The following is a 13,597-nucleotide window of genomic DNA, read 5'->3' on the forward strand; positions in this document are numbered from 1 at the left end:
GATGTCCAACGGGAAGTTCACCAGCTGCCCGAGCGAGGAGTAGCCCACTCCGAAGTCGTCCAGGGCGAGCGCCACCCCGAGGTCCTTGAGCTGGTTCAGCACCGTCACCACGTCCACCGTCGGGGTGGCCAGGCTGCTCTCGGTGATCTCCAGCACCAGGGCCGACGGCGGCAGCCCGGCCACCCAGAGCGCTCGCTGGATCTCTGAGATCAGGCCGGGATCCGACAGTTGCCGGGGCGAGACGTTGACGCTGACGGTCAGCTCGCGATGGGCCGGAATGCTGCGCCGCCACTGGGCGAGCTGGTTGCAGGCCTGGCGAAGCACCGCCGAGCCCAGCCGGTCGATCAGCCGGGACTCCTCGGCGAGCGCGACGAACTCCTCGGGCGAGATCAGGCCGCGCTCGGGATGCTGCCAGCGCACCAGCGCCTCCATGGAGACGATCTCGAAGCTGCGCAGATCGAGGATCGGCTGGTAGTGCACGATCAGCTCATCGGTCTCGATGGCGTGCTCGAGGTCGGCCTTCAGCGCCAGCCGCGCCATCGCCTCGGCGTGCATCTCGGGGGCGTAGCAATGGCAACGGCCACCGCCGTCCCGCTTGGCCGTGTACATGGCCAGGTCCGCGTTGCGCAGCAGGTCCCCGGCATCCTCCTCGGCCGAGGGCAGCGCGATGCCGATGCTGGCCCGGATGGTCAGCGTCTGGCCCTCGACCACCAGCGGCGCCGACAGCGCGGCCAGCACCCGCTCGGCCGCGTAGACCGCATCGTCGGCGCCACTGAGCTGGCGCAGCAGCACCACGAACTCGTCACCGCCGAGCCGCGCGGCGACATCACCCTCGGCGACGCACGTACGCAGCCGTTCGGCTACCGCGATCAGCAGGGCGTCGCCCGCGACGTGGCCCAGGCTGTCATTGACCGTCTTGAAGTCGTCCAGGTCCAGCAGCAGGACCGCCATGCTGTCCTCCCGCCGCCGGTGCGAGGACAACGCGGCCGTGACCTGCTGGATGAAGAACGTCCGGTTGGCCAGTGGCGTCAGCGGATCGGTGAATGCCTGGACCCGCAGCTCCTGCTCCAGCTGGCGGTGCAGGGTCATGTCCCGGAAACTCCAGACCCGCCCGACCGTGATCCCATCGATCCGCTGCGGCTGGGAGTAACGCTCGAAGAACCGCCCGTCCAGGAACTCGATCTCGTCATGGCTGCACTCGGCAGGCGCCACCATCAGGTGGTCGGTCTTCCTGGTGAAGCCTTCGGGATCCACCAACTGCTCCAGCACCGAGGCACGCAGCTGCGCGTCCTGCCCGGAGGCCAGTACCGCCGGCTCGATCCGCCACATCTGGAGGAACTTCTGGTTGTAACCCAGGATCCGGCCGTCGGCGCCGATCACCAGGATTCCGTCGGCGGTGGCATCCAGGGTCGCCTCCAGCAGCGACATCGACAGCGTCACCCGGGCATGCTCGGCGGCTCGCAGCACCGCCACCGAGGCCAGGCTCGCCGCCCAGCCGGCCAGGTCGCCGTCGCGGTCATGGGCCACCGCAAGGTCCGGATAGTGCAGGCTCACCCGGCCCAGCGGGCTGCCGCTCGGTGTGGCGAAGTCCGCCTGATGGCTGGCCGGCCCGAACCGGCCGCGTTCGGAAGCCTCGAGCGCGCCGTCGGAGCAGCTCAGGAGCGGGCGCCCGAGCCCGGCACCGGCCTCGATCTCGATGAGGCAGCGGGCAGTGCCGCTGACCGCCTCGGTCGCGGTGGCCAGCTCGATCAGGGTCGACTCCAGCTCATCGCCCCGGGCCACTCGCTCGACGATGTCGGCGTGCTCGGCGAGCAGCAATTCGGTGCGCTTGCGGGCGGTGATGTCATAGAGCAGCCCGTGTTGAACCGCCCTCTGGTCCATCTCGTCCAGCAGCGCGTCATCGAGCACCCAGATCACCTGGCCATCGCGGCGGATCATCCGGTATTCGACCTGGGAGCGGCCATTTCGGGGCAGCATCGCCTCCGAACGCAACACCCAGTCACGATCCTCAGGGTGCAGTTGCCGGGCCCACAGGCTGGGGTCGGCAATCAGGTCTTCGGCACCGAAGCCGAGGATCTCCTTGATCTGGGGGCTGGCGTACACCCATTGGCCATTCGCGCCCGATTCAGCGGCATAGATCGCGGCGGGAAGCCGGTCGACCAGACCACTCAGCAGCAGCTCACGCAGTTGCGCGCCGCCGGTCTTGTGCCCCAGGGGCTCGGGACCGGACGCCTGCGTCGCATACATCGGCCTACCGCCATCTATGTAGTGGGGTTCCCCTTTCCCCGGCTGATCGACCACACAGCAAATTCACCATCCCATGGAACGCGCGTCCGCACAACGCATGGTCCCGGCATCCGAGCCATTTCGGGCGCTTCGCCACGCCGGTAATTCAGCACAGATCAGTGCACTCCATCGAGGGTTCCGCAGGCGACGCGCCGGCCGAGATGCTAACTGGCGGTGAGAGTGACGTCGTCGAGGACGAATGAGGTCTGCCGGGAAGCGTCTTCGGTGCCGGTGAACCTGAACGCCAAGGTCTGGCCGGCCATCCCCGAGAGGTTGACGGTCCGCAGCACGTATCCGGTGTTCTTGTTCAGGTTGGAGAGCGTCATCACCACGGTGGTACCGAACTGGAGGGTCAGCTTGTCGTACGCGGTCGTCGTCGTGGTCTCGGCGGTGTCGATGTGCAGGTAGAACGCCAGCGTGGCCGCGCAGCCGGCCGGAATGGACAACGTCTGGCCCAGGTAGTCGCTGTGGCTGGTGCCGTAACCGTCCAGCCACGCCTTCCAGGTGCCGCTGTGCGCCGGCTCGGCGGGGTCGTTTGTGATCACGCCCACACTGGCCGACCAGCCCGTCGCGCCGCTCTCGAAGTCGGGGTTGGCCAACTTCTGGCCGGGTGAACTGCAGGTACTGGTGCCGGCCCCGCCGCTGGAGAGCCATTCGGTGCCGTTCAACGCCACCGTGGCGTCCGTCCCGGCCGGGTCGTTCCAGCCGTTGAACAGGGTGTTGCCGGACTGGCCGGTCCCGTCGTCGATCGGTGACGAGTCACCCCAGAACATCACCCGGCCGGAGCCGAACGTCGAGGTCGCCACCGCCGCTCCGGTGTTGCCCGAGGCGGAGAACCCGGCCCGGAAGATCTCACCGCGGACGCCGGCGTTGTCCGCGGGCTTGAGGGTGACGGTGGTGCCGTCGCGGATGATGGTTCCGGTCGCCGTCCCGAACGGGCCGCGGATGATCGGGTCCGACCCGGCGGCAGAGCCGATCACATTCGGGTTCTCGCTGGAGATGTCGAGCAGGTCGATCGAGTAGCCGAACGGGTCGGTGGAATCGACGGTGTTGTTGCTCATCAGGTCGTTGAGGATCTTCGGCGAGTCCCAGCCGTCGTTGTTGCGGTCGCTGCCGGTGTGATCGGACACCATGAACAGCCCGCCGCCGTTCTTCACGAAGTTCATGATCGCGGTCTTCTCGGCGGCACTCAGCACGACGTTCGGCTCCGCCAGCACGAAGGTGTCGTAGTTCTTCAGGTCCTGGGCGTTGGTGGTGTCGCCGTAGCTGATCCGGCCCCCGGCGGGCAGCGTCTTGAGCGCGTAGCGACCGGTCCTCTGCAGCGCCACACCCCAGGCCGAGAGGGCCCCGGTCCAGGACGTTTCCGACGTCGGGGTGGCGTTCTGAGCCAGCGGGTCGGGTTGCGAGGTCGAGATGATCCAGTCGGCGTTGCCGGCCGTCTCACCATGGCTGGCGTCGAAGAGCACCCGGTAGGCGGCCGCCTGGGCAATCTGAGCCGCCTGGGCGGGGGCGGGGTGGCCGGCCAGCGCCGCGGCGCTCACCATGCCGGCCGCGGTCAGCACGGCGAGCCCGAGGATGGCCGCCCGTCGGGGCAGTCGCAGGTGGACCTGAGGCATGGGAAACCTTCCGGAGGCAACGGAGTAGCCGATTTGGGGCTTAACGCACCTTAGAAGGTGAAGTATTTAATACGCGTGAAAGCGCCACTTACGCCGGTATTCGAGCGGATCAACGGTAGGCGTCGGCGAGCACCCGGAGCACGTTCTCACCGGCCAGTGCGGCCAGTTCGGCGTCGGACCAGCCCCGGTCCACCAACTCAGCGACCAGCGCCGGGTAGCCGGTCACGTCCTCCAGCCCCACCGGCAACTGGTCGCAGCCGTCGTAGTCCCCACCGAGCCCGACGTGGTCCACGCCGGCAACCTCGCGGACGTGCTCGATGTGGTCGGCGACCTGGCCGACGGTCGCCTCCGGTCGCGGCTTGCCGCTGGCCGCGTAGCGGGCGATGGCAGCCATCCGGGCCTGCCAGTCCCGGATGTTCTCGCCCCGCTCGACCATCTGCGCGGTCACCTCGGCCTCGTAGGCGCGGCAGTCCTCGCTGACGAAGTACGGGACGAAGGTCACCATGCAGACGCCGCCGTTGCCGGCCAGCGTGCTGAGCACGTCGTCGGGCACGTTGCGCACGTGGTCGCAGACCGCCCGGGCCGAGGAGTGGCTGAAGATCACCGGCGCGCTGGTCACCGCGAGGGCATCGCGCATGGTGTCGGCCGAGACGTGCGACAGGTCCACCAGCATGCCGAGCCGGTTCAGCTCTCGGACCACCTCGCGGCCGAACTCGTTCAGCCCGCCCAGCACCGGCTCGTCGGTGGCCGAGTCCGCCCACGGCACGTTGTCGTTGTGGGTGAGCGTCAGGTACTTCACGCCCAGGCTGCACATCGCCCGCAGCACGGCCAGCGAGCTGTCGATCGAGTGACCGCCCTCGGCTCCCATCAGGCTCGCCAGCTTGCCCTGGCTCCAGGCCTGCCGGACGTCGGCCTCGGTCCTGGCCAGCACCATCCGGTCGGGATAGCGGGCCACCATCCGGTGCACGACGTCGATCTGCTCGAAGGTGGCGGTGACCGCCCGCTCACCCGCCCAGCCGGCCGGCACGAACACCGACCAGAACTGCGCGCCGACGCCACCCTCGGCCAGCCGGACCAGATCGGTATGGGTCCGGCTCTGCCGCTGGCCGATGTCGTAGGCGGCCAGGTCGTAGTTGACCAAGTGCCTGAGTTCGAAAGGGAGATCGTTGTGGCCATCGACGATCGGGTGGCTGGCCAGCAAGGCGCGGGCAGCCGCCAGCGAGCTAGTCGGGCCAGTCACAGGGCTAGTCATTCGCTCCGCTCCTTGCTCGCTGCGCTCGTCCTTGCTCGCTGCGCTCGCTGCGATGCTCACTCATAGGTCGACGCTCTCGCCGGAGGCCAGGTGCTGGAAGCGGGTCACCCCGTACAGCTGTCCCACCCGAGCGAGCTGGCCCTCGTACAGGCCGAACCCGGCGTCGTTGAGCAGGCCGTCATGGATCTGGAAGGCCCTCGGCGCCCGCACCGAGATGGTGAAGTCCACGGTCTCTGCCACCTTGGCCCAGGGCGCGTTGACCGGCACCAGCAGCGCCTCGACCGAGGCGTTCGGAACGATGTAGGAGTCTCCCGGGTGATAGACCGCGTCGCCCACCAGGTAGCCGACGTTGGCGATCACCGGGATGGAGGAATGGATCAGCGCGTGCTGGCCGCCGTAGGTGCGCACCTGCAGGCCGCCTGCGACGAAGGACTGTCCGGGCCCGACGGCGGTGAGCCGCTCGCCCAGCGCCTGGTTGCCGGCCAGCTGATCGACGATCGACTGTGGCCCCCACACCCGCAGGTCCGGGTTCCGCGCGGCCGCGGCGGCGAGCTTGTCGACGTCGAGATGGTCCGGGTGCTCATGGGTGATCAGTACCGCGTCGATGTCGGTGAGGGCTTCGGCGACCTCGCTGAACATGCCCGGATCGATGGCCAGCCGCCGGTCGCCGTCGCTGATCCGGACGCAGGCATGGCCGAACTTGGTCAACTCCATGCAGGTACTTCACCACATCACGGCGCAAACGCATACCGTCGATCCCATGCCCGCAGTGATGTGGTTCCGCCGTGATCTGCGGCTACTCGACAACCCGGCGCTGGTCGCCGCCACCGAGGCCGGCGACGGCTCGGTGCTCGGCGTGTTCGTGCTCGACCCGGCCTTGCTGCGGCCCTCGGGCGCACCCCGGCTGGCAGTGCTGTACCGCACCCTGCGGGTGCTGGACTCCCAGCTCGGCGGCAACCTGGTGGTGCGGCACGGCAGTCCGGGTGACGTGCTGAGCCGGCTCTGCCAGGAGGTCGCGACGGATTCGGTGCACTGCGCCGCGGACTTCGGGCCGTACGGAGCGGCGCGGGACGAGGCGGTGGCCCAGGCGCTGCCGGTGCCCTTGGTGCGCACCGGCTCGGCCTACGCGGTGGCGCCGGGGAGGGTGGTCAACAGCAGCGGCGAGAGCTTCAAGGTCTACTCGGCCTTCTACCGGGGCTGGCGCCGGCACGGCTGGCCACAGCCGGCCCGCACGGTGCGCCCGCGCTGGATCTCGGCCCGCTCCGACGGCCTGCCCGCGGACCCGGAGCTGCCGGACGGCCTGCGGCTGCCCGACGTGGGTGAGGCGGCCGCCGGGCAGGCCTGGCGAAGCTTCGTTACCGACCGGATCGAGGACTACGCCGACCAGCGGGACCGGCCGGACCTGGACCGCACCTCGCACATGTCGGTGCACCTGAAGTGGGGCACGATCCATCCGCGCACCTTGCTGGCCGATCTCGCGCCGGGGCATGAGGTGTATCGCAAGGAACTGGCCTGGCGGGAGTTCTACGCCGACGTGCTGTACCACCGTCCTGACTCGGCGCGGCAGTACTACCACGGGCAGCTGCAAGGCCTGCCCTTCGCCACCGGTTCGCTGGCCGAGCAGCGGCTGGCCGCCTGGGCCGCGGGCCGGACGGGCTATCCGATCGTGGACGCCGGGATGCGTCAGATCCTGGCCGAGGGCTGGATGCACAACCGGGTGCGGATGATCGTCGCCTCGTTCCTGGTGAAGGACCTGCACGTGGAGTGGACGGACGGCGCCCGGTATTTCATGCGCCACCTGGTCGACGGCGACCTGGCCAGCAACGCCCACGGCTGGCAGTGGGTCGCCGGCACCGGAACCGACCCGGCGCCGTACTACCGGATCTTCAACCCCGTCCTGCAGGGCAAGAAGTTCGATCCGGCCGGCGACTACGTCCGTCGCTACGTTCCCGAGCTGGCCGAGCTGCCGGCCAAGTACATCCACGAGCCGTGGCGCGATCCGGCAGGGCTGCCGGCCGGCTATCCGGAACGGATCGTGGACCACGCGACGGAGCGGTCCGCCAGCCTGGCCGACTACAACCAACTCCGCGAGGCGCACCGCTGACCACGGAGTCGGCGCCGACACCCACGACTGCCGATTTAGGCGGCCGCGGGCTCGAACCGACGCGCCCCGACTCAATGTGATTCAGCACTGTTGAGTAGTAGAAATTCATCTTGTTGGAAGGTATTCGCACGCCTAGGCTCTTCCTCGTCATTCAGCGGCTGCTTGACGGCGGCGGGGGGTGAACGATGGCTGATGACGCAGGTGGCCTCGACGGTGCCAAGCTGATCGCCACCGGATTGACCGTCATCACCACCGTGACCGGGCTGGTGGGCACCTTCACCGGCGGGGTCCCGCGTCTGTTACGGAACAATCCAGGCCACTTCAAGGGCATGTTGGTCCTGGTTCTGATAGCCCTCCTTCTTACCTTCGTGGCCTCGGCGCTGGCCCAACCCAATCTCACGACGACACGAGTGTTAGGTGCTGCGCCCGACACCGTGACACGGACGACAACTGGTACTACCGCGAGTCAGCCGGCAAAGATCGCACGGTTCGTACTGTCGGGTTTGGGACTGGTGCTGTTCAGCTGGGCGGCGCTGGTACTTTTCGATGGAATGAGCAAATCCACCGGTACAGCCGATCAACCCCGGTTGTCAGCAAGCTGGACCTTTCCAACGGGTCAGCGGCCGGTGCTCACGGTGAAGATGCAGCTGGACAACTTGACGGCGAAACAGACGGTCTATGTGAACGTCACGCCACTCGGAGCCCCGATATCTCAGTCCATCTATCGATCCCAGACCGGTGCGGATGCTGATGGCGTAGCGGACGCGACGTTCGATGTATTGCTCCCTGCAGGCAAGGCGGGCCTGCAGATTGTCGTAGCGGTGGATCACCCAACAACCTGTCAAGGAGTCCCCATTCCCGAGCTGGTAGTGCCGACGGCATCGAACGCCGCGTCCATCAATGCCAGCGCCACCCTCAGTCCGAGCCCCACCGCCCGGTCGACACCAACGGCTGGGGTCTCACCGCCGGTGAAGTCGGACGACCTGAACTTCTCCTGCATCCAGATAGCCGCACCTCCAACGGTCAGTTCCCCGACCTCATCGACGAGCACCGTGACTACGCCAGCTCGAGCCCGTTCCGGGCGCCTGACATCCACCGCCCGCCCGTCCTCGACCAGATGTCGGCCTCGGATCAGCCGCTCGGCCGCCAGCTAGACCTCCGGATGCCCCAGTTGCCGGTCCAGGCGTCCCCGGTTCCAGCCGGATCAGACCCTCGCCGGAGTTGAAGGCATCGGCCGCGCAGCTCATCGGCTCGATCGCCACCGCGTTGCGCCCGGGAGTGATGAACGGCGGCGTGAACACCTGCAGGTAGCGGTAGGCGGCCCGCCGCACGGTCCGAGGTGGAGCAGCTGCCGCTGCCCACCGTGGAGGGCGTGGCCGACGACTGGCGTGAAAGACTGCCCGGGAACCCACCCCTGACCCCAGACGTCGGAGCAACCATGACCAACCTCGCGAACTTGGACCACTTCTTCGTCAAGCAGAAGATCACCATCGGGGTGAACCGCTACGAGATCCGTGCGGCCCTCCCGGACGGCTCCGAGGGCGACGTGCTGGCCGTCGCGCAGCAGAAGCGGATGGCGTTCAAGGAGCAGGTCACGTTCTACGCCGACGAGAAGCGCTCCGTGCCGGTGTTCAGCTTCAAGGCACGCAAGCGGATCGACCTGGCCGCCACGTACGACGTGCTGGACGCCGAGGGTCAGCCGATCGGCAGCTTCCGCAAGGAGTTCGCCAAGTCCCTGCTGCGGTCCTCGTGGGAGCTCACCTCGCCGGCAGGCGTCGCCAGCGGGACCGAGCGCAGCCAGGGCGTCGCCATCGCCCGGCGCCTGTGGGAGTCCCTGCCCTTTGTCGGTGACCTGCCGTCGCCGTTCCTCTTCCACTTCGACTTCACCGACGCGCAGGGGGACGTCGTCCTCTCCTCGGTGCGCAAGCGCTCGCTGCGGGACCGCTACGAGGTCACCGTCCCGGGCGGTCGGGTCGACGGCCGCGTGGCGGCGGCGATGGCGGTCGCGCTGGACGCGCTGCAGTCCCGCTGAGCGGGTCACCGCGGGCTCGCCACCGCGCAGGTCCGCACTGACCCGCCGGGCCAGATGCCGCTCAGATCAGCCGGATGCCCCAGTCGCCCGTCCAGGCGTCCCCGGGCTCGAGCCGGATCAGCCCCTCACCGGAATTGAAGGCGTTGGCCGGGCAGCTCATCGGCTCGATCGCCACCGCGTTGCGCCCGGGAGTGATGAACGGCGGCGTGAACACCTGCAGGTAGCGGTAGGCGGCATCCCACCTGACCTCGACGGCCCGCTGCTCGGTGCGCAGCACCGCCGCCGAACCGGTGAGTTCGGCGAAGCCGTGGTCCAGCCGCACGCTGCCGATCGGCCGGATCGCGGTGAAGTCGAACTCGGTGCCCTGGACCGGGCGGCGGCCGGTCGGGATCTGGTGGTCGTCGGTGTCGAACACCGCCGCGGCCGGCACCAGCAGCTCGGCGGAGTCGAGGTCGTGGCCGCCCAGGTCGAGGTAGGGGTGAAAGCCGGCCCCGAACGGTGCCGCGGACCGGCCGGTGTTGCTGACCACGGCCTGCACCCGCAGCCCTGTGCCGGCGTCGAGGGAGTAGCTGACCTGCAAGCGCAGCTCGAACGGGTAGCCGGTCTGCGGCACCAGGTCGTGGACCAGCGTGACCGACGAGCGGTCCTGGGCGCCCGCGCTCCACCGGACGAACCTGACCAGGCCATGGCTGGCATTGAGCTTGGCGGGCTCGGTGAGCGGCAGCTGGTAGTCCACGCCGTCGAAGGAGTAGCGGCCGCCGGCGATCCGGTTCGGCCAGGGCAGCAGCACCGCGCCGGTCGACTTCGGCGGCAACCCGTCCGGCGGGCTCTCCACGGTGACCGGCACGCCGTCGTGCCAGAAACCGGCCAGGCCGGCGCCGACCTCGGCCAGCGCCGCGCGGTACGGACCGGCGTCGATCTCATAGCGGCTGCCCTGGAAGCTCATGAACCCGACGGTAGCGAGTCCGGCTCAACCGCCGGCCGCCGGGCGTCGTAGTGCCAGAAGGACCGGACCGCCCGAGCCGCCACCAGCGCCCCGCCGGCGCACAGCAGGCCACCGCCCACCCAGGACACCGTCACCGAGGTCAAGCTCGCGGTGGCGCCGGCCCGCAGATCTCCCAGCCGCGGGCCGCCCGCCACCACCACCACGAAGACGCCCTGCATCCGGCCGCGCATCTGGTCGGGGGCGTAGGTCTGCAGGATGGTCTGGCGGTACACCGCGCTGATCAGGTCGGCCGCGCCGGCCACCGCCAGCAGCAGCACCGCCAGCCAGAGCTGGTGGGCCAGGCCGCTGACCGCCACGCAGAGCCCCCACACGACGACGGCCGCGGTCAGGCTCACACCCTGCCGGCGGACCCGGCCGATCCAGCCGCCGGAGAGCCCTGCCAGCACCGAACCGATCGCGATGGCGGCATACAGCGGGCCCACCTGGCCGTCCCAGCGATCGGCGGCGACCTGCGGGTAGAGCGCCCGGGGCATCGCGAACACCATCGCCACGATGTCGACCACGAAGGACATCAGCAGCACCGGGCGGCCGCTGATGAACAGCAGGCCGTCCAGCACCGAGCGCAGGCCGGCCCGCTGCGACCGGCCGTCCGGCGGGATCCGCGGCAGCCGGAGGGCGGCGTACATCGCCAGGGTGAACAGGGCGGCATCGACGGCGTAGGCATAGGCGAAACCGTGGGAGCGGGTGACCAGCACGCCGGCGATCAGCGGGCCGATCACCTGCCCGACGTTGCCCACGGTGAAGGTCAGGGTGTTGGCCGCCGGCACCAGCTCGACGGGCACGATCCTGGGGATGATGGCACCCCGTGCCGACGAGGCCACGGCGAAGAAGCCTGACTGGACGGCGACCAGAGCCAGGATCAGCGGCACGCTGGCAAGGCCCGCCAGGGTCTGCAACAGCAACCCGACGGTGCACGCCCAGGTGCCCAGCGAGCTGACCAGCAACAGCGTGCGGCGGTCGATGACATCGGCGATCGCCCCGCCGTACAGGCCGAAGATCACCAGCGGGAGCAGGCCGACCAGCCCGACCAGGCCGACCTGCAGCGAGGAATGCGACAGCTCGTAGACCTGCACCGGCACCGCCACCGCGGTCAGCATCGCGCCGATGAACGAGGTGCCCTGACCCAGCACCTGCCGCCGGAACGGGGCGATCCTCAGCGGCGCGGTGTCGATGGCATGGTGGCGCAACCAGCCGACACCGGCCTCGGGCTCGGCCTCGACGACCGCTTCGGCCGGGCCCTGCGCACCGTCCTGGGTCATGGGCCCAGCCGCTCCACCAGCCACCGCGCCCCGGCGCCGGCTGGGTTCACCGCCCCGGCTGGGTTCACCGCCCCGGCCGGGTTCACCGCCCCGGCTGGGGCCACCAGCCGGTACCGCAACCGGTCATGCAGCCGGAACTCCCGGCCCTGCCAGAATTCGGCCTCGGTCACCGTGATCCGGAAGCCGCCCCAGTGCGGCGGTGGCGGGATCTCGGCGTCGCCGAAGCGCTCGGTGACCTCGGCGAGCCGCCGCTCCAGCTCCGTCCGGCCGGCCAGCGGCTGGGACTGCGGCGAGGCCCAGGCCGCCAGCTGCGCGCCCCGCGGCCGGGACGCGAAGTAACGGGCCGTCTCGGCCGGGTCGACCTTGGCGACCGGCCCGCGCAGGCGCACCTGGCGCTCCAGCGGCAGCCAGGAGAAGAGCGCGGCAGCCACCGGGTTGGTGGCCAGCTGGCGTCCCTTGGCGGACTCGTAGTTGGTGTAGAAGACCACGCCGGCGGCGTCGAACCCGCGTGCCAGCACGGTCCGGATGTCCGGCCGGCCCTCGGCGTCGGCAGTCGCCACCTGCATGGCATTGGGCTCGGCGATCCGGTCGTCGGCGATCGCCTGGCCGAACCAGACCCGCAGCTGCTCCAGCCAGGTCGGGGCCAGCTGGGCCTCGCTGAGCTCACCGGCGCCGTAGGAGCGCCGGGTGCTGGCCAGCCCCGCCAGGGGATCGACGGGTTCGCTGTCGACATCACTCCCGGAGACGCTCACCGGGCCATTCTTCCAGCCTGCCCACCGGCTGGGCGCAGCCGCATAACCCCGCCATGGCTCGATAGGTAACAATGGACGGGTCGGGGGCACCGGCATCGCGCCCGCCTCCAGCGAGCCTCTCGCGCCGGCTCACCAAGCGCGGGTCGGTGAGCTGACCAGATGATCGGAGTCAGTTGCATGTCAGACGATTTCAGCCCCGGCCTCGAGGGCGTCATCGCGTTCGAAACCGAGATCGCCGAGCCGGACAAGGACGGCGGCGCGCTGCGCTACCGCGGTGTCGACATCGAAGAGCTGGTCGGCCACGTCACCTTCGGCAACGTGTGGGCGCTGCTGGTGGACGGCAAGTTCGGGCCCGGCCTGCCGCCGGCCGAGCCGTTCCCGATCCCGGTGCACACCGGTGACGTCCGGGTGGACGTGCAGGCCGCGCTGGCGATGCTCTCCCCGATCTGGGGCTACCGCCCGCTGCTGGACATCAGCGACGACGAGGCCCGCGAGCAGGCCGCTCGTGCCTCGGTGATGGCGCTGTCCTACGTGGCCCAGTCGGCCCGCGGGGTCGGCGCGCCGGCCGTTCCGCAGTCGCGGATCGACCAGTCCCGCACCATCGTCGAGCGGTTCATGACCCGCTGGCGGGGCGAGCCCGACCCCAAGCACGTCGACGCCGTGGACGCCTACTTCGTCTCGGCAGCCGAGCACGGCATGAACGCCTCGACCTTCACCGCCCGGGTGATCGCCTCGACCGGCGCCGACGTGGCGGCCGCGATCTCCGGAGCCATTGGCGCGATGTCGGGACCGCTGCACGGCGGCGCGCCGGCCCGGGTGCTGCCGATGCTCGACAGCGTCGAACGGACCGGCGATGCCCGCAAGGTGGTCCGCGACATCCTCGACCGCAAGGAACGGCTGATGGGCTTCGGCCACCGGGTCTACCGCGCGGAGGACCCCCGGGCCCGGGTGCTGCGCCGTACCTGCAAGGAACTGGGCGCGACCCGCTTTGACGCGGCGGTGGCCTTGGAGCAGGCGGCTCTGGCCGAACTGCGCGAACGCCGCCCCGATCAGCGGATCGAGACCAACGTCGAGTTCTGGGCGGCGGTGATCCTGGACTTCGCCGAGGTGCCGCCGCACATGATGCCGTCCCTGTTCAGCTGTGCCCGGACGGCCGGCTGGTGCGCGCACATCATGGAGCAGAAGAAGACCGGGCGGCTGGTCCGGCCCTCAGCTCGCTACGTGGGGCCTGATCCGCGCAGCCCGAAGGACGTCGAGGGCTGGGACAACATCGCCCACTCCTAGTGGCGG

11 protein-coding genes are annotated in these 13,597 nt (G+C 69.7%); 4 read left to right on the forward strand and 7 right to left on the reverse strand.

Annotated features, from left to right (window positions below):
- The 4 genes from VF542_RS03845 to VF542_RS03860 all read right to left on the reverse strand — a co-directional run.
- Positions 1-2,247, reverse strand: a 2,247-nt coding sequence (locus VF542_RS03845) for an EAL domain-containing protein (protein WP_408650383.1), incomplete at its 3' end; no start/stop codon positions are given.
- A gap of 203 nt (positions 2,248-2,450) precedes the next feature.
- A complete protein-coding gene (locus VF542_RS03850; protein WP_408650384.1) occupies positions 2,451-3,902 on the reverse strand; it encodes a hydrolase in 1,452 nt (483 codons plus the stop codon).
- A gap of 109 nt (positions 3,903-4,011) precedes the next feature.
- Positions 4,012-5,154 (reverse strand): dipeptidase, encoded by a 1,143-nt coding sequence (locus VF542_RS03855; RefSeq protein WP_408650385.1) that lies wholly within the window; start codon positions 5,152-5,154, stop codon positions 4,012-4,014.
- 60 nt (positions 5,155-5,214) lie between these two features.
- Positions 5,215-5,868 carry an MBL fold metallo-hydrolase gene (locus VF542_RS03860; protein WP_408650386.1) on the reverse strand — a complete coding sequence of 218 codons (654 nt, stop codon included), beginning with the start codon at positions 5,866-5,868 and terminating at the stop codon, positions 5,215-5,217.
- A 46-nt stretch (positions 5,869-5,914) separates the two neighbouring features.
- On the opposite strand from VF542_RS03860, the gene VF542_RS03865 reads away from it, so the two are divergent.
- From VF542_RS03865 to VF542_RS03875, 3 genes are all read left to right on the forward strand, one after another.
- Entirely contained in the window at positions 5,915-7,258 is a 1,344-nt protein-coding gene (locus VF542_RS03865) for a cryptochrome/photolyase family protein (protein WP_408650387.1), read from the forward strand.
- A gap of 185 nt (positions 7,259-7,443) precedes the next feature.
- Positions 7,444-8,412, forward strand: coding sequence for a hypothetical protein (locus VF542_RS03870; protein WP_408650388.1), 969 nt, complete (start codon positions 7,444-7,446; stop codon positions 8,410-8,412).
- Positions 8,413-8,696: 284 nt separating this feature from the next.
- Positions 8,697-9,290 (forward strand): hypothetical protein, encoded by a 594-nt coding sequence (locus tag VF542_RS03875; protein ID WP_408650389.1) that lies wholly within the window; start codon positions 8,697-8,699, stop codon positions 9,288-9,290.
- Positions 9,291-9,351: 61 nt separating this feature from the next.
- Here the strand turns inward: VF542_RS03875 and VF542_RS03880 are convergent, their stop codons facing one another.
- From VF542_RS03880 to pdxH, 3 genes are read right to left on the reverse strand one after another with little or no spacing between them, the layout of a single operon-like run.
- Positions 9,352-10,236: an aldose 1-epimerase family protein gene (locus tag VF542_RS03880; protein WP_408650390.1), complete on the reverse strand. Its 885-nt coding sequence runs from the start codon at positions 10,234-10,236 to the stop codon at positions 9,352-9,354.
- Positions 10,233-11,555: an MFS transporter gene (locus VF542_RS03885; RefSeq protein ID WP_408650391.1), complete on the reverse strand. Its 1,323-nt coding sequence runs from the start codon at positions 11,553-11,555 to the stop codon at positions 10,233-10,235. The genes VF542_RS03880 and VF542_RS03885 overlap by 4 nt, the downstream gene beginning before the upstream one ends.
- A complete protein-coding gene (pdxH, locus tag VF542_RS03890; protein WP_408650392.1) occupies positions 11,552-12,307 on the reverse strand; it encodes a pyridoxamine 5'-phosphate oxidase in 756 nt (251 codons plus the stop codon). The genes VF542_RS03885 and pdxH overlap by 4 nt, the downstream gene beginning before the upstream one ends.
- A gap of 177 nt (positions 12,308-12,484) precedes the next feature.
- Here pdxH and VF542_RS03895 point away from each other — a divergent pair, with 177 nt between their 5' ends.
- Positions 12,485-13,591: a citrate synthase 2 gene (locus VF542_RS03895; RefSeq protein WP_408650393.1), complete on the forward strand. Its 1,107-nt coding sequence runs from the start codon at positions 12,485-12,487 to the stop codon at positions 13,589-13,591.
- Positions 13,592-13,597 lie beyond the last annotated feature (6 nt).

Origin of the sequence: Jatrophihabitans sp. (assembly GCF_036389215.1) — a bacterium.
In the GTDB taxonomy this organism is placed as follows: Bacteria; Actinomycetota; Actinomycetes; order Mycobacteriales; family Jatrophihabitantaceae; genus Jatrophihabitans_A.